Here is an 18,727-nt window from a genome sequence, read left to right as displayed (position 1 = left end):
GGTTCGAGTGCGAGCGTGCGCCAGACTAGGCGGGGAGGCGGTGAGGCCACATGACACCCGACGAGTTGCAGCGCACGGCTGCCGACCACCTACTGCTCCATTTCTCCAAGCAGCGGCTCGACGACCTGCTGGTGCTCGAACGGGGCGAGGGGCCGTACGTGTTCGACTCCCGCGGCCGCCGCTACGTCGACGCGCTGTCGAGCCTGTTCTGCGCGCAGCTCGGCTACTCCTACGGTGCCGAGTTCGGCGCGGTGGTCACCGAGCAGCTGACCCGGCTGCCGTTCAACACGAACTGGGCGACGGCGCATCCGCCGGCCATCGAGCTGGCCGAGCGGCTCACCGGCCTCGCACCGGCCGGGCTGACCCGCGCGTTCTTCACCAACGGCGGCTCCGAGGCGGTCGAGGCGGCGTGGAAGCTGGTCCGCGAGCACTACCTGGCCGTCGGCCAGCCGCGGCGCACCAAGGCCATCGCCCGCGATATCGCGTACCACGGGGTCACGCTCGGCGCGCTGGCGTTCACCGGCGTCCCGCGGTTCAAGGACGACTTCGGCCCGCCGCCCATCGACGTCACGCACGTGTCGAACACCAACGCGTTCCGCGCGCCCGACGGCGCCGACCCGGCCGCGTTCTGCGCCCGGCTGCTGGCCGAGGTCGAGGCGGCCGTCGTCGCGGCCGGACCGGACGAGGTCGCGCTGATCATCGCCGAACCGGTGCAGAACGCCGGCGGCTGCCTGACGCCGCCGCCCGGCTACTGGCGCGGGCTGCGCGACATCGCCGACCGCTACGGCATCCTGCTGCTGGCCGACGAGGTCATCACCGGCTGCGGCCGGCTGGGCGAGTGGTTCGGCAGCGCGCGCGAGGGCGTCACCCCCGACCTCGTCACCCTCGCCAAGGGCATCACCGCCGCCTATCTGCCGATGGGCGCCGTCCTCGCCACCGACCACGTGGTGCGGCCGCTGGTCGACGGCGGCCGGGTGCTGCGGCACGGCATCACCTTCGGCGGCCACCCGGCCAGCGCCGCCGTCGCGCTGCGCACCATCGACATCGTCGCCCGCGACGGCGTCCTCGAGAACGTCCGCGCGCTGGAGCCGTACCTGCGCGACCGCCTGGGCGAGTTGCTCGCGCTGCCGATCGTCGGCGACGTCCGCGGTGCGGGCTTCTTCTGGGCGATCGAGCTGGTGAAGGACGGCACGAACGGCCGGTTCGACCACGCCGAGCGCGACGCGCTGCTGCGCGGCTACCTGCCCGGACGGTTGCTGGAGGCCGGTCTGATCGCCCGCGCCGACGACCGCGGCGACGCCGTCCTGCAGATCGCGCCGCCACTGATCAGCGACCGCGCGGTGCTCGACGAGATCGTCGGCGGCCTGCGCGACGTGCTCACGGACGCGGGGGAGCGGTTCGCGGCCGCTTGACGCCGAACACCGTCACGAACAGGTAGGTCTTGCCGGCCGCGTGCGGCGAGAAGAACTCGACCACGTCGTCGTCGGCCGACGTGGAGCCGACGGCGCCGAGGCCGAGTGCGTGCGTGCCGAGGTGCAGCTTCCCGGGCTGCAGCGCGCTGGTCAGCTGGGCGGCGCGGTAGCCGCGGTTGCCGTACGCCGCCAGCAGCGGACCGAGGTCGGCCAGCCAGTACGCGTTGACGTGCGCGTTCGCGCAGTACTCCTGGCCGACGGCGATGCGTGCGGCGTCGGCGCGGAAGTCGCCCGCGCGCAGCAGCTCGACGGCTCCACGCGCCGGGTGGTGCAGGTAGATGCCGGGCGTCAGGGCCTCGACGGCGTTGACGATGAGGTAGCAGTCGAGCGGCGGCCGGACGTCGGCGGCGTAGGCCCGCGACGAGCGGTCCAGCAGCGTGGAGAAGTCGCGGAACCCGAGGTCCACGGAGGTGTCGTAGTTGCGGGTCGAGCGGCGGCGCAGGATCACGTCCTCGACCGGCTCGGGCGGCAGCGCGTCGTCGGGCAGCGGGTCCAGCGCGGTGAGCGGCCCGGCCGGTTCCGGGCGCGCCGCATCGACGGAGCGCGACCGCCAGGCCGCCGCCTCGGCGCCGGTGTCCAGCGACGACGCCAGGTGCATCGCCGGGATCGCGGGGAAGGTGACCTCGCGCGGCGACACCGGCCGCACCGGCAGGTCCACCGGCGGCAGCTCCGCGACGTCCGGCGGGGGCGGGCCGCCGGTGCCGAGCGCGCACAGCGCGAGCGTCGCCTCGCGCACGCCGTCGATGCCGAGGACGGCGTTGACCTCCTGGTCGGCGAAGCCCAGCACCAGCTCCGCCGGGACGCCGGCCGACGCGGCCACCGCCAGCGCCTGCGACAGCGACGTGCCCGCGTCCCAGAACGCGTGCCGGTACGCCCGTGCCTTGTACCGCCAGGCGTTGCGCCAGAACGTGCTGGTCACCGCCATGACGACCGGGGCCTCGACACCCAGCGCGGAACGGACGTCACCGGAGCGGACCTGACGCAGGCTGTGGTCGTGCGCGGCGTAGTGGTAGAGGCCCGCGCCGAGATCGGGCAGGTCGGCGCAGGCGAAGTACAGCTCCAGGTGGTAGCGCGCGCCGGTGCCGCCGGCCGTCCGGTAGGTGATGGTGGTGCCGCGGACGGTGACGGTGCGGTCCAACAGCCCGTTGCTCAGTCGTGCGATCCGGGCCAAGAACGCCAGGTCCGGCGCCCCGGCACCGCCCCGGCCCGTCGCCGACACCGCGGCCAGCGCCGGGACCGGCGACGGCGCGAACTCGCGCGGGATCCCGATCGGCTCGAGCGTCTCGTACACCTTGAACGGGTACGGCTCGAGCGAGCGGTCCTTCTCCCAGATGCCGTCCTCGACGTCGGGCGGCGTGCCCATGACGATGCCGTCGCCGCCGCGCCAGTACCGCGTCGCCGCGTGGAACTCGAGGGCGGCCCGGACGTCGGCGTTACGCGCGGTCATCCCGCGAGCGTAGCCCCGGCCGCCAGCGGGTCGGGCGAGCCGAACCGGTGCGCGGTGATGCTCACGGCCTGCTCGTGCAGGAACGGCAGCAGCTCGACGCGACCGGCCTCGGTCACCGGCTGGGCGTAGACGGCGAGGTCGGGACGGCCGCCGGACGCCTCGTACAACGTCGCCGCGTCGCCGCCGACCAGCCGGACCCGTCCGGTCAGTGTCGCCGCCCGGCGCCGCCAGTCCGCCGCCGGCTCGATCGCGACGCCGACGCCCAGCGCCGTCACCGCGGACGTCACCGCGGCGGGCAGCTCGCCGATCGCCGACACCGTCACCCGGGCGCCCGCGAGCACGCCGGCCGCGACCACTCGCAGCAGGTCAGCCACCGGCGCGCCGGACTCGTGCCGGACCGTGACCGGGTGCGGCAGGTAGCGGAACACGTTGCGCTCGGCGCTCAGCCCGGACACGTCGCGGGCGACACCGAATTCGTCGCGCCAGGCGGCGGCGTCGCTGCGCAGCGCCCGCTCCAGCGCGTCGGCACCGGCCAGCCCGGCGGCGTGCGCGGCGGCCAGCAGCGCGGCCGGCCCGGCGGCCAGCGGCGCCGCGGCGGTGGACGGCGCGGGAGACCAACCGGTCAGTCCCACGAGGTAGTTCGGTCCGCCGGCCTTGGTGCCGGCGCCGACGGCGGAGCGCTTCCAGCCGCCGAACGGCTGCCGCCGGACGATCGCGCCGGTGGTGCCGCGGTTGACGTAGAGGTTGCCGGCCTCGACGCGGTTCAGCCAGGTGGCGACGTCGGCGGCGTCGCGGGTGTGCAGGCCCGCGGTGAGGCCGTAGGCGACCCGGTTCTGCAGGGCGATCGCCTCGTCCAGGGTGGCCGCGGTCATGATCCCGAGCACCGGGCCGAAGTACTCCGTCAGGTGGTACTCCGAGCCGTCCGCGACGCCGACCTTGACGCCGGGCGACCAGCTGCGCCCCTCGTCGTCGAGCTGGCGCGGCCGCACCACCCACGACTCGCCCGGGCCGAGCGTCGTCAGCGCCCGCAGCAGCTTGCCGTCGGCCGGGCCGATGAGCGGGCCCATCTGCGTCGTGGGGTCGGTCGGCAGCCCCACCTTCAACGACGCGACGGCGTCGACCAGCTGGTCGCGGAACCGGCGCGACCGCGCCACCGAGCCGACCAGGATGACCAGCGACGCCGCCGAGCACTTCTGCCCGGCGTGGCCGAACGCGGAGTACACGACGTCGCGGACGGCGAGGTCGATGTCGGCGCTCGGGGTGACGACGATGGCGTTCTTGCCGCTGGTCTCGGCCAGCAGCGGGAGGTCGGTGCGGAACGAGCGGAACAGCTCGGCGGTCTCGAACGCGCCGGTGAGGATGAGCCGGCCGAGCCGCGGGTCGGACACCAGCCGCCGGCCCAGCGAGGACTCGCCGACCCGCAGCAGCCGCAGCACGTCGCGCGGGACCCCGGCCGCCCACAGGGCCTCGGCCAGCACCGCGCCGCAGCGCACCGCCTGCGACGCCGGCTTCAGCACGACGGCGGACCCGGCGGCCAGCGCGGCCAGCGTCGACCCGGCCGGGATGGCGACCGGGAAGTTCCACGGCGGCGTGACGACGGTCAGCGGCACCGGCCGCCGAACCGCGCCGTCGACGTCGTCGAGCCGCTCGGCCAGGCTCGCGTAGTAGTTCGCGAAGTCGATCGCCTCGGACACCTCCGGGTCGCCCTGGTCGAGGGTCTTGCCGGCCTCGGCCGCCATGACCTCCAGCAGCTCGGCCCGGCGCCGCTCCAGCTCGACGGCGGCGCGGCGCAGCACCGCGGCCCGCTCGGCGCCGGTCCGCGCGCCCCAGTCGCGGCCGGCCGCCTCCGCCGTCGCCAGGACGGCGTCCAGGTCGTCGGCCGTGGTGACGACCGCGGCGTCGACCGTGGCCGCGCCGGCCGTGCTGGCGGCCGCGCGGGCCAGGATGTCGCGGCTCCACGCCACGTTGCCGGGCAGCGCGGGGTCGGTGTCGGGCACGTTCTGGAACTCGGCCTGGACGGCGCCGGTCACCGGCTCGCGGCGGTCCTGGACGCGGTGCGGACGCGGCACCGCACGGTCCAGCGCGGCCAGTGAGGCGAGGAACCGGTCGCGCTCGCGGACGAACAGCTCCTCGTGGTCGTGCAGCCCGGCCAGCGCGGACAGGAAGTTCTCCGCGCTCGCGCCCTCCTCCAGCCGCCGCACCAGGTAGGCGATGGCGACGTCGAACTCGCGCGGGTGCACGACCGGGGTGTAGAGCCGGACCTTGCCGACCTCGCGGCGGACCACCTCGGCCTGCCCCTGGGCCATGCCCAGCAGCATCTCGACCTCGACGCCGTCGCGGACACCGCGCCGCCCGGCCAGCAGCCAGGCGAAGGCGAGGTCGAACAGGTTGTGCCCGGCGACGCCGATGTGCACGTTGCCGATGTGCTCGGGCCGCAGCGCGTAGTCGAGCAGCCGCTTGTAGTTGGTGTCGGTCTCCTGCTTGCTGTGCCAGGTGGCCAGCGGCCAGCCGCGCAGCGACGCCTCGACCCGCTCCATCGGCAGGTTCGCGCCCTTGACGACGCGCACCTTGACCGGCGCGCCGCCGCGGGCCCGGCGCGCGGCCGCCCACTCCTGCAGCCGGACCATCGTCGCCGGCGTGTCCGGCAGGTAGGCCTGCAGGACGATGCCGGCCTCCAGTCCCTCGAACTCGGGCCGGTCCAGCAGCGTGGTGAAGACCGCCGTCGTCAGCTCGAGGTCGCGGTACTCCTCCATGTCCAGGTTGACGAACGTCGCCGCGGCCGCGGCCCGCCGGTACAGCGGGGTGAGCGCCTCGACGACGTGCGCGACGGTGTCGTCGAACGCCCACGCCGAGTGCGGCGCCACCGTCGACGACACCTTCACCGACACGTAGTCGACGTCCGGGCGGTCCAGCACCTTCAGCGTGCCGTCGAGGCGGCGGCGGGCCTCGCGCTCGCCGAGCACGGCCTCGCCCAGCAGGTTGACGTTGAGCCGGCCGCAGTCGCGGCGGATGCGGCCGATCGCCTTGCCCAGCTTGGCCGGCCGCGCGTCGACGACCAGGTGGCCGACCATCTCGCGCAGCGCCCGCCGGGCGATCGGCACGACCAGCCCGGGCGCGACCCGTCCGGCCAGTCCGCCGGCCCGGACCGCGAGCCGCAGGTGCGCGGGCAGGAACGCGGGCACGTCGGCGGCCAGCTCGCGCAGGGCGTGGGCGGCGACCTTCGGGTCCTCGGGCCGGATGACGCCGTCGACGAAACCGACGGCGAACGGCAGCCCACTGGGGTCGGCCAGCACCTGGGAGAGCCGCTGCGCGGCCGCGCTGGCGGGGTGCTGCGCGGACTCGTCCAGCCAGCGGCGGACGGTCGCGACGACCTCGTCGGACAGCGCCAGCAACTCGTTCAGCCCGCCCGCGCGAGCGTCGGTGTCGTTCCAGGTCACGGCCATGTCCACAGTCTGGTCACCCGTTGGCATAAGGTAAAGCGATGTTTTCTGACGAGTACTCGTCAGATCCGCTTACTGTTTCTTGGAGGCTACCGTGCTCGACGTCCGCCGGCTGCGGCTTCTCCGGGAACTGGCCGTTCGCGGCACCATCGCCGACGTTGCCGCAGCCCTGCACCAGAGCCCGTCGTCCGTGTCGCAGCAGCTCACCCTGCTGGAGAAGGAGGCCGGCGTCCCGCTGCTGCGCAAGGTCGGCCGCCGGCTGCAGCTCACCCCGCAGGCGGAGATCCTCGTCGAGCACACCGCCGTCGTCCTGCAGCGCCTGGAGGAGGCGGAGTCGGACCTGCGCGCGTCGCTGCAGGAGGCCACCGGCACCGTCCGCCTCGCCGTCTTCCAGTCCGCCGCGCTGGCGCTGATGCCGGACCTGCTGCACACGCTCGCCGAGCGGCACCCGCGGCTGCGCGTCACCATGACGCAGCGCGAGCCGGAGACCGCGCTGCTGGAGACGTTCGCCCGCGACTTCGACCTCGTCGTCGCCGAGCAGTACCCGAACCACGCCGCGCCCTGGCACCCGGAGCTGGACCGCGTCGGCCTCACCCACGACGCCCTCCGCCTGGCCGTCCCGCCCGGTCCCGCGTGGGAGCACATCACCCGGCTGGCCGACACCGCCGGCCTGCCCTGGGTGGCCGAGCCGCATGGCGCGGCGTCGCGGCACTTCGCCGAGCAGGCCTGCCGTCAGGCCGGGTTCGAGCCGGACGTGCGGTTCGAGACGGCCGACCTGACGGCGCAGATCGAGCTGATCGAGACCGGCAACGCGGTCGCCCTGATCCCCGACCTCATGTGGGCCCGCCGCCCGCCGTCGGTGCGGCTGGTCGACCTCGACGGCGTGCCGCACCGGACGGTGTTCACCGCCGCCCGCCGGTCCATGGCCCAGCGCCCGTCCATCCTCGCCTGCCGCGAAGCCCTCGCCGCCGCTGTCGAGCTCGGGCCGGGCCACCCGGCCGGCTGATCCCTGGTTGATGGTGTCTGGCCTGGTCCGAGGGGCGGTCGGTTCGCCGGGGTCTGCCGCGTTGGCCGCTTTGCGGCAGTTCGCCGTTTTGCGGCGGTGGGCCGTCCCCCTGCTGCCCATTTTCTTAGCCGCGGCACCGCGCCTCAAGCGGAGCCCATCGGCGCTTCGCGCGGGCGAAGCACCGCTTGACCCGCGGCACCGCGGCCAAGAACGGGCAGCTATCAGGGGGACGGGGGAAGTGTGGCGACGGTCCGCCGGGGCGGGTCCTGGTCTGGGGTGACGTCGTGGTCTGTGGTCGCGCTTTATGGCGGGTTCGGGGCTGGTGGCGTGACTGGGGACCAGGACGTGACGGCAGACCAGGACGTCGGCGCTGCCAACCTGGGTGTGAGGCGCGTCCTGGGTGTGAGGCGCGCTTTCGGGCTCGAAATGGGTGTTCGGCGCGCGTGAGACCCAGGACGCGCCTCACACCCAGGAGGCCTACGGCGCAGGGTCCCGCGAACGGTGCATATCGGGCGCGGGCTGTGCCCAGACTGCCCCCGTCCCCCTGATAGCTGCCCGTTCTTGGCCGGGAGTACGCGGGTCAAGCGGTCACCGTCGCGCGAAGCGCCATTCGGGTCCGCTTGAGGCGCGTGGTTCCGGCTAAGAGAATGGGCGCCAGGGGGACGGCCAACGTGCGCCCAACGGCGCACGGCCGTGGTCAGCTGGCCGCGAGGCGGCGCTCGCGGGCGGCCGGCCGCAGTGCGGGCACCAGCAGTACGGCGGCCAGCACGAACACGACGGGGTAGCCCGCGCCGGCGGCGACCAGTCCGGCGCCGGCTGCGCCCGTCGCCATGCCGATGTCGTACGCCGCGTTCCAGATGGCGCTGACCGAGCCGTAGCCCTCCGGGCTCACCCGCGTGTACATGAGCGCGAGCGTCGCGTTCTGCAGCACCCCGAATCCGGCGCCGAACACGGCGGCGCCGGCGATGACGGCGGCCGGGGTGCCGGTCGCGCTGACGCCGAGCAGGCCGGCGGCGGCCAGCAGCAGGCCGGGCACCAGCAGCCGGCCCTGGCCGTGCCGGTCGCCCACCCGCCCGGCCACCCAGCGGGTGACGGTCGCCGTCGCGGGCTGGACCAGCAGGGCGGCCGCCGCGACGGAGGTGGACCCGGTGGCCAGCGGCAGGAACGTCACCAGCACCCCGATCGCGACCGTTGACGCCGCGAAGATGGCCGCCGGACGGACCAGTCCGGCGTCGCGCAGGCCGGCGACCACCCCGTGCGAGCCGCCGCCGCCCCGGCCGGCGCCGTCGGTCCGGCCGGGTAGTCCGGGCACGGCGACCAGGCTGAGCAGCGTGGCGACCGCCGTGATCGCGAACACCGTCCCGGCGCCCCACTGCCCGGCCGCCCAGACCCCGAACGGCAGCGCGACCAGCGCGGGAATCCCGCCGACGACGCCGACCAGTGCCAGCCCTTCGCCGCGGCGGTCCGCGGGCAGCAGGGTCGCCGTCAACGCGCCACCGGCGACGATCGTGACGCCGAAGCCGAGGCCGCGCACCACGTTGACCGCGACCAAGACCGTCAGGTCCGGCGCGGCCAGCAGCACCAGTGTGGGCGCGCCGAGCAGCACCAGTCCGGCGGTCAGCGCTAGCCGGTAGCCGAACCGGGCGACCAGCCGCGGCGTCGCGACCTCACCGGCGATCGACGCGGTCAGCAGCGCGCCGGTGGCCAGGCCCGCGGCGCCGGTCGCACCGGCCGCCTCGGCGACCATCGGGACCACCGACAGCGGCAGGTAGAAGCCCAGCGACGAGCCGACGATCGTGACGAACCGGAGCAGCAGCGCCCGGGAGATGAGCGGCGCGTGGACGGTGGTGGCGGCGGTGAGCGTGGCGGTGGTCATGACCCGAACCTATGGACGGATCGGTCCACACGTGAGTGCCAATCTCACCGCCGGACACCGGACCGATTCGCCGACTACGCGCCGACGACGCCGCCGGCTACGCGCTGGCGGCGCCTCCCGCGCCGCCCTTCGTCCGCCCGTGGACGGCGTCGAGGAGGCGGTCGTCGACCTGGTCGTAGACGACGGTGCCGACCCACACGATGAGCGTGGTGAACAGCCACGTGCCGGCGCCCTCGAGGTCGAAGTTCTTGCGGGCGGTGAAGATGTCGGTCAGCACCAGCCCGACCCACGTGAGCACCAGACCGCCGAGGAACGTGGCGCTGGACGCGTACTTGCGCGCCGCCGACGCCATGATCCCGCGCAACAGCATGGTGAAGACGGTGAACAGGATGGTCCCGATCAGCCAGCCGGTGAAGGACAGGCGGAACTTGTCGAACAGCACCGCGGCGATCATCAGCAGCACGCCGTTCGCCGCGGCGGCGAGCACCAGACGGATTCCCCACTTCATGCTCTGTACTGTGACGCAAAAGCCGACGCGGCGCCACGACCTGCGAGGTTTCGTGGCGCCGCGTCGCGCGTTTGCGGTGGTGCGTCCCGGTTCGATCAGTCGGCGGACCGCACCAGTTCGCCCTCCTCCGGCGGGGCGGGCTCGTCGCGCCGGTCGCCGTGGCCGGGCCACCAGGCGGCGTGCCCGATGAGCGCCGTCAGGGCCGGGGTGAAGAACATCGCCATGACGAACGCCGCGATGAAGATGCCGAACGCGATGGCGAAGCCCATCGACATCAGCAGCGCGTTGCCGCCCAGCATCAGCGAGGCGAAGGTGCCGGCCAGGATGAGGCCGGCCGCGGCGATGGTCGGCCCGGCGTGCCGGACGGCCAAGGCCGCGGCCTGACGGGGCTCGAGGCCGTTGCGGGCCTCTTCGCGCAGCCGGGCCACCATGAGGATGTTGTAGTCGGTGCCCAGCGCCACGACGAACAGGTAGATGTAGATGGGCAGCATGAAGATCAGCCCGTCGTCGCCCTGGATCGTCTGGAACAGCAGCACGGTGGCGCCCAGCGTGGCGCCGAAGCCGAGGCCGACCGACGCCATGAGGTACCAGGGCGCCACCAGGCTGCGCAGCAGCACCGCCAGGATCAGCATGATGATCAGCGCGGCCACCGGGAACACGACCGAGTAGTCGCGGTTCATCGCGTCCTGCAGGTCGACGAAGACCGACGTGGTGCCGCCGACGAGTGCCTCGGTGCCGTCGGGCGCGGCGTCGTGCGCGATGTCGCGGATCGGCCCCTCGACGTTCGCCATCGACGCGTCCGACGTGGGGTCGGCGTCGAGGACGACGCTGAACGCGGCGGTGGTGCCGTCGGCGGACACCGCCGGCGGGGTGGCGACCTGTGCGACGCCGCTCGCGCCGCTGAGCGCGGTGCCGAAGTCGGCGATGGCGGCGTCGTCGAGGCGTTCGCCGCCGGTGCTGTGCAGCAGCACCGTGGTGGGGTCCGTGGCGCCCGGCGGCAGCCCCTTCTCCAGCGTCTTCAGCGCGACCGTCGACTCCGCCGACGACGGCACGCCGGTGTCGGACAGGTCGAACGTCGGCTTGAACCCGAACGCGAACACCGCCAGACCCGCCATGATCAGTCCGGACACCAAAGCGAACCGGACCGGGTGCCGGCCGAGCGACTCACCGACCGCACCGAACCGGGCCGCCTTCGGCTCGGTCTTCCACGCCTTCGACGGCCAGAACACCTTGGTGCCGAGCAGCGACACGATGGCCGGCACCAGTGTGAGCGCCGCCAGCACCGTGACGGCGACCGCGATGGCCAGCGCCGGGCCGATGGAGCGGAAGATGCCCAGCGTCGACAGGATCAGCGCCATGAACGCGACGATGACGGCGCCGCCCGCCGACGCGATGGCCTCGCCGGCGCGTTCGATGGCGTGCGACACGGCGGTCTTGCTGTCGAGGCCCTGCCGGAGCGCCTCGCGGTAGCGGAACAGGAAGAACAGGATGTAGTCGGTGCCGATGCCGTAGAGCACCACGATCAGGATGACCGTGATCGAGGAGTCGGCCTGCAGGTCGAACGCCTTGTTGGCGAACGCGATCAGCCCCGTCGCGACCTGCGAGATGACGCCGACGACGATGATCGGCATGAACGCGATGATCGGGCTGCGGAAGATGATGAACAGCAGGCCGAGGATCAGCAGGACCGTCACGATGCCGACGATCGCCTCGGCGTTGGACGCCGCCTCCTGGGAGTCGAGGCCCTGCGCGGCCGAGCCGGTGACGCCCATGCGCAGGCCGGTGCCGTCGAGCAGGGGCTTCGCGTCTTCGCGCAGGTCGCGGACGCTGTCCATCAGCTCTTCGCCGAACGGGTCGGCGTCCTTGGCCAGGCTGATGACGGACGTCTGCACCAGCCGGTTCTCCGACGGCGGACTCGGCGTGATGGCGCCGAACTCGGGCAGGTCGAGGTCACCCAGCTCGCCGGAGATCCGCTCGACGGTGGCGACGTCGTCGTCGGTCAGGGGCTCGCCGTCCTCACGGTCGAAGACCATGATCGCGGCCATCTCGGTGCGGTCGGGGAACGCATCGGACTGCAGTTCGGCAGCCTGGATGGATTCGTAGTGGTCGGGCAGGAACTCGGCCTCGTCGGTGGTCGACGTGAGGGCGGGAGCGGTGGCGATCACAGCGACCGCCAGCACGACCCACGCGACGATGACCTGCCACGGGTGTCGGGCGACATAACGGCCCAGCGAAGCAAACATGCGATCAGTATCGACGGCCGGTCTGACATCCGTCTGACAGATGCCTGACACGGTGTCCCGCCGTCCGCGGAATGCGGCGGGGAACCGGGGATCGGAAGGGGAAGGATGTGGTGCGCGTCACGTTCCTCGCGGCGCCGCGAAAGATGTGACTTCGCCCATTTCTGGGCGTCGTGCGGGCGGTGTATCCGGGGTGGCGGAGCGACGGTGAAGGGGTGGCGTGGCCGGCCGGCGTCAGCGGCGCGACCAGCCCCGCTCCGCCTCGGTCAGCCCGCCCCAGATGCCGTACCGCTCCGGGAGCGCCGAGGCGGCCTCCCGGCACTGCTGCGCGACCGGGCAGGACGTGCAGATGTTCTTGGCGATCTGCTCCCGGGCCCGCAGCGTGCTGCCGCGGCCCTCGGGGTAGAAGAGGTCGGTGTCCATGCCCCGGCAGGCGGCATACGCCCGCCATGCGTCCCGCAGCTCGAACCAGTCCTCTGTGTACGTGTTCATGTGATCGGCCAGTGCGGTCATGCGGCCAGTTCCCCCTTCGCCGTCGTGTCGAGTGGATCAGGGCCTTTGATCGACAAGACAGAGATCGGGGTCGGCTATGACGCGCCTGACGAAGAATTTCTCGGGGAATTTTTCCGGCCGGGACGAACCGGATGAATAGCCGTGGAAACGCCACCGCCCGGTGAGCCGTGAAGGGCTCACCGGGCGGTGGGAAGGCTCAGCGGACCGCTACGGCTGGAGGTAGCGGAACTGCTGGTTGATGCCCGTGTGGGACGGGAAGAGGATCACCCGGCCGTCGGGCGCCACCTGCTCGATGTCGAGCACGAAGTTGTGGTACTTCACGCTGCGGATGGGCTGCGGCGCCGACGAGTCGGGGTCGAGGTTCCACTGCTGGCTGTTGCTGTCGTCGCACCCGGCCAGGACGACCGCGTCGATCGGATGGACGCCGTCGAGGCACTGGCCGGTCGCGCGCCAGACGATGGTGCCGTCGCCCGGCACCTCCCAGCCGCGGCCGGGGGCGTCGGCGCAGTCGCCGGCCCTGGGCACGCCGCTGCCGTCGACGACGATGCAGCGCACGCCGGCCTCGCCGAGGTCGACCTGGAACCGGCCGGCCCGCACGACCTCGAGCGCGGCGGCGTCGGTGGTGACCGAGCCCAGCTCGTTGGTGAAGACCGCGCGGTAGCGGGTGCCGTCGTCGTCGAGCGTGACGCCGGGACGGGTCAGCGTGGCGTCGGGGCCGCTGCCGGTGGCGTCGGGGACCGGGGTCCACGGGCCGTCGGCGGACGGCGCGCTCTCCCAGGCCCAGGTGGCCTCCGGGTTGGCCGAGGCGCTGGCGGTGAACTCGACGTCGTCGCCGGGGCCGGTCTCGACCGACTCGGGCTGCGCGGTGATCTCGGGCTGCCAGTGGACGGTGAGCGTGGCCGGCTCGGACGCCGCCTCGCCGACCTCGTTGGTGAAGACCGCGCGGTACTGGTAGCCGTCGCGCTCGCCGTTGACGTCGGTGAGCTCGAGCGTCGACCGGACGCCCTCCTGGCGCGGGGTGGCCACCGTCTGGTCCGGCGCGCCCCACTCGCCGCCCGGCGCGCGCACCTGCCAGGTGATGGTCATGGCGGCCGGGTTGGCCACGGCGGTCGCCTCGAACACGGCGGTGTCGCCCTCGACGACGGTGACGTTCTGCGGCTGCTCCTCGATGGCCGGCGGGTACTGCACCGTGATGACGGCCGGCTCGGTGGTGATGGTGCCGAGCGGGTTCGTGGCCTTGACGCGGTACAGGCGGCCGTCGACTTCGCGGTCGGGCGCCTCGATGACCAGCGTGTCGGTGGTGGCGCCGGCGACGTCGATCCAGTCGGCCTCGGCCGGCGCGTCCGGGGAGTCGGACGTGTCGTCGTCGGGCGTCTGGCCGGCGCGGTGCTCGGCGGAGCTGATGTACGGCGTGCCGTCGGTCGTCGGCGCGATCAGGAACTGCGGGCCGGACTTGGGCGCGTCGGCCGCCGACGTGGCGGGCTGGCTGGCGCCGGCGGGCGGGTCGGCGGAGCCGGCGGGCGGGTTGGCGTACTGCCACTGCAGGTCGGGCGGCGGGTTGCCGCTGACCGTGACCGTCAGGGTGACGTCCTCGCCGGCGACCACGACCGGGTTGGCCGGCGGCTGCACGTCGATGGTGGGCGGCTGCTCGGCCGGCGGCGGCTCGGTGGTGGGGTCGGACGTCGGCTCGTCCGTGGGCTCGCTGCTCGGGGTCTCGGACGGCTGGGAGGGGTCGACCTCCGGCTGTTCGGCCGGCGGCTCTTCCTCGACCGGCTCGTCCGGCTCGTCCGGCTCGTTCTGCGGCGGCTGGTCGGCGACCGGCTGGTCGGCCTGCGGCTGGTCCTCGACAGGGTCGTCGGCCGGCGGCTCTTCCTGCTGCGGCGGCGCGGGCGGCTCGTCGGGCGGGTTCTCGGCCGGCGGGTCGTCGGCCGGCGGCTCCGGTTCGGCGCTGACGGACGGTGCTGCGGCGGGCGGGTCGGCGGGGTCGTCGCCGCTGGTCAACGCCCACGCGGCGACGGCGATGGCGGCGGCCGCCGCGACCGCGCCACCGGCCGCCGCGACCTGTCGGGCCTGCTTGCCCCAGGTGACCGGGTTCAGGAACGCCAGCACGCCACCAGCGGCGCCGGCGCCCGCGGCCACCGCACCGGCCGCGATGCCGGAGGCCGGCAGCAGCAGGGCGGGCCAAAGGATGCCGCGCATGTCGGAGACGAGCAGCAGCAGTTCGTCGCGCCGCTCGCGGCAGTGTGTGCAGGTGGCGAGGTGGGCGCTCATCTCGCGGGTGTCGTGCGCCGACAGCGTGCCGCGGACGTACGACGCGATCTTCGGCGCGTACGGGCGGCATTCGGCCTGGACCTCGGTGGTCAGGTTGACCGCCAGGTACGCCTGCCGCAGGCCCTCGCGGGCGCGGTAGGCCAGCGCGGCGACGGCGTTGGCGGAGCTGCCCAGCGCGGGCGCCAGCGACGCCGGCGAGCGGCCCTCGATCTCGGTGTGCCAGAGCACCTGCTGCCACCGCTCGGGCAGCGTCTCGAACGCGTGCCGGACCAGTTGACGGTCGGTGGACCGGGCCATGGCGTCGTCGGCGGTCGGCAGGATGTCGAGGATCGACGGGTCGGTCTGCGAGCCGTCGCGCTGCGACGTGCGGTGGCGGTCGATGGCCAGCCGCCGCACGACCGTCTTCAGGTAGGGCGCGAACTCGAGGTCGGGGCCGCCGCCCTCGCGCAGCCGCGTGAGCACCCGGGTGAACGCCTCGGCGACGACGTCCTGCGCCTCGTCGCTGTTGTTGGTGACGATGCGGGCGACTTTGGAGGCGTCGTCGACGTGGCGACGGTACAGCTCGTCGTAGGCGCCCATGTCGCCTTCGCGCGTGCGCGCGATGAGCTGTTCGTCGCTGGCGGCGTCTGCTGGAATCGTCACCTGTTCTCGCTATCCCGGTTGCGCCCAGGCAGCTCAGTCCAGGGAACTACTCCCTGAATGGCGAAACCTGGGCGGCCTGATCTCATGATCGACACTAGCCCCCCCAAGCAGCCCAGTCACGAGTTCAGGCAATCGTGCTCTGGAGTCCGGGACAGCGAACACGTCGACCCGCACATGTGCTGTGCTCAGTTCACCGGTTTCGACCGCCTTCGTCAAGGAGATCCGCTCGACCCGTGCCCGCGCATCGTCGGGTACCAGAGCCAGCGCCATCGTGGCGCCGACCACGCTCAGCGTGGCATCCGGCCGGACCCGTGAGCGCAGCGCGGACGCCGCCTGCAGGACCCGGGCGATGCGCCTCCAGGGGCCGTCCGCCGGGTCCCAGCGCATGGCCAGCAGGACCAGCGCGGACGGCTCGATCCCGGACAGCCGGTCCAGCTCGTGCACGCGCCCGTAGAGGTAGCCCGCGGTGTGCAGTCCGGACAGCGGATCGATGCCCGGCGAGCCACGTTCGGCGGCGACGGCGTCGACCCACGCGTCGACCAGACGGTGCCGTGCCGTCAGGCGGGGGAGCGGCGCGCCCACCGACGCCTCGAGCACGTCCCACAGCTCGTCCAGTTCGTCCAGCAGGCAGGTGAGGTCGCCGGCCGTGGCGGCGCGCTCCCAGGCGAACACCGTCAGCCCGTGTACGACGTCCTCGGGGTCGGGTTCGTCGGCGGTCAGCGCGTCGACGACGGCTTCGACGCCGGGCGGAGGCAACTCCCCGGTGGTTGCCTCCGCCCGGCTCGTTCCAGGGGCGGGGTCGGGCTCGCGTGCACTTGCCGGCACCGGCCGTTCCAGCCAGGCGGCCAGCAACGATGTCACCGGAACGTCGTCGTGGTTGAACATCGTCATCCTCGGAACTCCCCGTTCTCGCGCACGCTTCGTCCGACCCTTGCACCCATCACGACGGGGCCGGCGCCGGATCATGACGCGGGATCGGAAAGAATTTCGCGGCCGCCCCGACCACACCGCCGGGGCCGTCGCCCCGGTATGTCAGGCTGACCCTTGTGCCGGACCGCATGGTGCGAATGACTCGCTGGCTGACCGACGTCCGTCAGCGGCTCGCGCAGGCCGCCGAGTCCGGTCCGGCCGCGACGTCCGACGCCGTCGACGCGCCGACGGCAGAGTCGCCGCCCGCGGCGCAGCCCGGTCCGGTGCCGCCGCCACCCGCCACCACGACGTCGCCACCCGTCCCCGACCGCCACCCGGTGCCCCGGGTGGTCCGCGACGCCGCCGAGTGGAGCTGGCGGCTGCTCATCATCGCCGCGGCGGTGGCCGGCGTCGGCTGGCTGGCGTGGGAGCTGCGGCTGGTGATCTTCCCGCTGGTGGCCGCCCTGCTGCTGGCCGCCGGGCTGCAGCCGCTCGTGCGCCGGCTGCGCATGGCCGGCTGGGCGCGCGGCCCCGCGTCCGCCGTCGTCTTCGTCGGGTTCCTGCTGGTCGTGGTCGGGTCGCTGACGCTGGTCGGCAACGCCGTCGGCGGCCAGTTCCAGGACGTCGTCGACCAGGCCGAGGAGGGCCTGCAGGAGGTCCGCGACTGGCTGGCGGGGCCGCCGTTCAGCATCGACGAGGCGCAGCTGGACCGCTATATCGACCGCGCCGTCGCCATCTTCCAGGACGACAGCGCGGTCACCGAGCAGGCCGCCACCGCGGCGACCGTCGCCATCGAGATCCTGGTCGGGCTGGCGCTCGCGCTGTTCGCGCTGATCTTCTTCCTCTACGACGGCGAGCGCATCTGGACCTGGCTGGTCCGGCTGTTCCCCTCCCGGGCGCGGGCCCGCGCGGCCGCCGCGGGCGACGTCGCCTGGCTGACGCTGGGGCAGTACATCCGCGGCACGGTGCTGGTGGCGCTGTTCGATGCCGTCACCATCACGATCCTGCTGTTCATCCTGCAGGTGCCGCTGGCGCTGCCGCTGGGGGTGCTGGTGTTCTTCGGTGCGTTCGTGCCGCTGATCGGCGCGTTCGTCACCGGGACGGTGGCCGTGCTGGTGGCGTTGGTGACGCAGGGCCTGCTGATCGCGATCGTCGTGCTGGTCGGGCTGATCGTGGTGCAGCAGATCGAGAGCAACATCTTCCAGCCGTTCATCCTCGGCCGCATGGTGAGCGTCCACCCGCTGGCCGTCGCGGTGGCCGTCGCCATCGGCACGCTGGCCGGCTCGATCATCGGCGCGATCATCGCGGTCCCGATCATCGCGCTGGTCAACACCGTCGGCAGTTACCTCGCGTCGACCCGGGAACGGCCGCCGCCGGTCTCGTCCGGCTGAGCCAGCACGCGCAGGGCGGCGGCGAGGTCGGCCGCCGAGGGGGCGGACGCAGGGTCGATCAGCCACTGCAGCACCACGCCGTTGACCAGGCACAGCGGACTGCTGCTCGGCGTGGCCTTCGTCCGGCGCCAGCGCTCCCTGGACGACCCGATGATCGACGTCCGGCTGTTCCGCAACCCGGCGTTCAGCGCCGCCGTCGGGACCAACGCGGCCGTGACGTTCGCGACCGCCGGCATGGGCGCCATCGCCGTGCAGTACGTGCAGCTGGTGCTCGGCATCCGGCCCTTCACCGCGGCGCTGTGGATGCTGCCGACCGTCGGCGGCACCATCGCCGGCATCGCGGTGGCGAACCTGGTGGTGCGCCGGGTCCCGCCGGGCATCGTCGTCGGCGCCGGAGCCGCGGTGGCCGCGCTGGGCTTCGTGCTGGTGGCCACGACGGTCGAGGTCGACTCCCAGGTCGGGGTCGTCATCGCCGGCTACACCGTCCTCGTCGCCGGCGTCGGGATGGCGGCCAGCCTGGTCATCGACCTCATCGTCGGGTCGGCGCCGCCCGAGCGCTCCGGTTCCGCCGCGGCGACCTCGGAGACCGCGGGCGAGCTGGGCGCCGCGACCGGCATCGCGGTCCTGGGCAGCGTCGCGGCGGCGGTGTACGGCGACGAGCTGCGCGGCGGCCTGCCCGACGGCGTCACCGGGCCCGCCGCCGACGCGGCCACCGGCAGCCTGGGCGCCGCGGCGGCCGTCGCTGAGGAGCTGCCCGCCGCAGCCGCGGAGCCGCTGATGGCCGCGGCCCGGCTGGCGTTCACCCAGGGGTTCACCACCACAGCGGCTGCGGGGGCCGTCGTGGTCGGCGTGACGGCGCTGCTGGCCGTGGTGCTGCTGCGGCGGGTGCGTCCGGGCGCCGCGGCCGCCGTCGAGCACGTCGGCTGAGGCCGGGCCTACTCCGCCGGGGCGAGTCGGGCCAGTACCTCGGAGTGGAGCGGGCCGTTGGTGGCGAGCGCGTCGCCGCCCAGCG

12 protein-coding genes are annotated in these 18,727 nt (G+C 73.6%); 4 read left to right on the top strand and 8 right to left on the bottom strand.

Annotation, left to right across the window (positions count from 1 at the left end):
- The first annotated feature begins 50 nt into the window (after positions 1-50).
- Positions 51-1,412: an aspartate aminotransferase family protein gene (locus ACW62_RS06550; protein ID WP_053203284.1), complete on the top strand. Its 1,362-nt coding sequence runs from the start codon at positions 51-53 to the stop codon at positions 1,410-1,412.
- Here ACW62_RS06550 and ACW62_RS06545 read toward each other — a convergent pair.
- Both ACW62_RS06545 and ACW62_RS06540 read right to left on the bottom strand, forming a co-directional pair.
- Complete coding sequence (locus ACW62_RS06545; protein WP_053203283.1) at positions 1,378-2,919, bottom strand: SagB/ThcOx family dehydrogenase; 1,542 nt, start codon at positions 2,917-2,919, stop codon at positions 1,378-1,380. The genes ACW62_RS06550 and ACW62_RS06545 overlap by 35 nt on opposite strands.
- Positions 2,916-6,362, bottom strand: a complete 3,447-nt coding sequence (locus tag ACW62_RS06540) for a proline dehydrogenase family protein (RefSeq protein WP_053203282.1) — start codon at positions 6,360-6,362, stop codon at positions 2,916-2,918. The genes ACW62_RS06545 and ACW62_RS06540 overlap by 4 nt, the downstream gene beginning before the upstream one ends.
- A gap of 91 nt (positions 6,363-6,453) precedes the next feature.
- Here ACW62_RS06540 and ACW62_RS06535 point away from each other — a divergent pair, with 91 nt between their 5' ends.
- Positions 6,454-7,365: a LysR substrate-binding domain-containing protein gene (locus ACW62_RS06535; RefSeq protein WP_053203281.1), complete on the top strand. Its 912-nt coding sequence runs from the start codon at positions 6,454-6,456 to the stop codon at positions 7,363-7,365.
- A gap of 697 nt (positions 7,366-8,062) precedes the next feature.
- Here ACW62_RS06535 and ACW62_RS06530 read toward each other — a convergent pair.
- The 6 genes from ACW62_RS06530 to ACW62_RS06505 form a co-directional block, all read right to left on the bottom strand.
- Positions 8,063-9,241: an MFS transporter gene (locus ACW62_RS06530; protein WP_053203280.1), complete on the bottom strand. Its 1,179-nt coding sequence runs from the start codon at positions 9,239-9,241 to the stop codon at positions 8,063-8,065.
- 97 nt (positions 9,242-9,338) lie between these two features.
- Positions 9,339-9,749, bottom strand: coding sequence for a hypothetical protein (locus tag ACW62_RS06525; protein ID WP_157574455.1), 411 nt, complete (start codon positions 9,747-9,749; stop codon positions 9,339-9,341).
- Between the two features lie 95 nt (positions 9,750-9,844).
- Positions 9,845-11,992, bottom strand: a complete 2,148-nt coding sequence (locus ACW62_RS06520) for an MMPL family transporter (RefSeq protein ID WP_053203278.1) — start codon at positions 11,990-11,992, stop codon at positions 9,845-9,847.
- Between the two features lie 231 nt (positions 11,993-12,223).
- The gene (locus ACW62_RS06515; protein ID WP_053203579.1) at positions 12,224-12,481 is read right to left on the bottom strand and encodes a WhiB family transcriptional regulator; all 258 of its coding nucleotides are present in this window, start codon (positions 12,479-12,481) and stop codon (positions 12,224-12,226) included.
- Between the two features lie 228 nt (positions 12,482-12,709).
- Entirely contained in the window at positions 12,710-15,415 is a 2,706-nt protein-coding gene (locus ACW62_RS06510; RefSeq protein ID WP_053203277.1) for a sigma-70 family RNA polymerase sigma factor, read from the bottom strand.
- 33 nt (positions 15,416-15,448) lie between these two features.
- Positions 15,449-16,306 carry a hypothetical protein gene (locus ACW62_RS06505; RefSeq protein ID WP_053203276.1) on the bottom strand — a complete coding sequence of 286 codons (858 nt, stop codon included), beginning with the start codon at positions 16,304-16,306 and terminating at the stop codon, positions 15,449-15,451.
- A 176-nt stretch (positions 16,307-16,482) separates the two neighbouring features.
- Here ACW62_RS06505 and ACW62_RS06500 point away from each other — a divergent pair, with 176 nt between their 5' ends.
- Positions 16,483-17,715 (top strand): AI-2E family transporter, encoded by a 1,233-nt coding sequence (locus tag ACW62_RS06500; protein WP_169792001.1) that lies wholly within the window; start codon positions 16,483-16,485, stop codon positions 17,713-17,715.
- Between the two features lie 81 nt (positions 17,716-17,796).
- On the top strand, positions 17,797-18,642 hold the full coding sequence (locus tag ACW62_RS06495) for an MFS transporter (RefSeq protein ID WP_053203275.1): 846 nt from the start codon (positions 17,797-17,799) through the stop codon (positions 18,640-18,642).
- The last annotated feature ends 85 nt before the right edge of the window (positions 18,643-18,727 follow it).

It is taken from the genome of Jiangella muralis, assembly GCF_001270745.1.
In the GTDB taxonomy this organism is placed as follows: Bacteria; Actinomycetota; Actinomycetes; order Jiangellales; family Jiangellaceae; genus Jiangella; species Jiangella muralis.
Note: the sequence above shows the minus strand (reverse complement) of the source record. Positions and strands in the feature narration are given on the sequence as shown.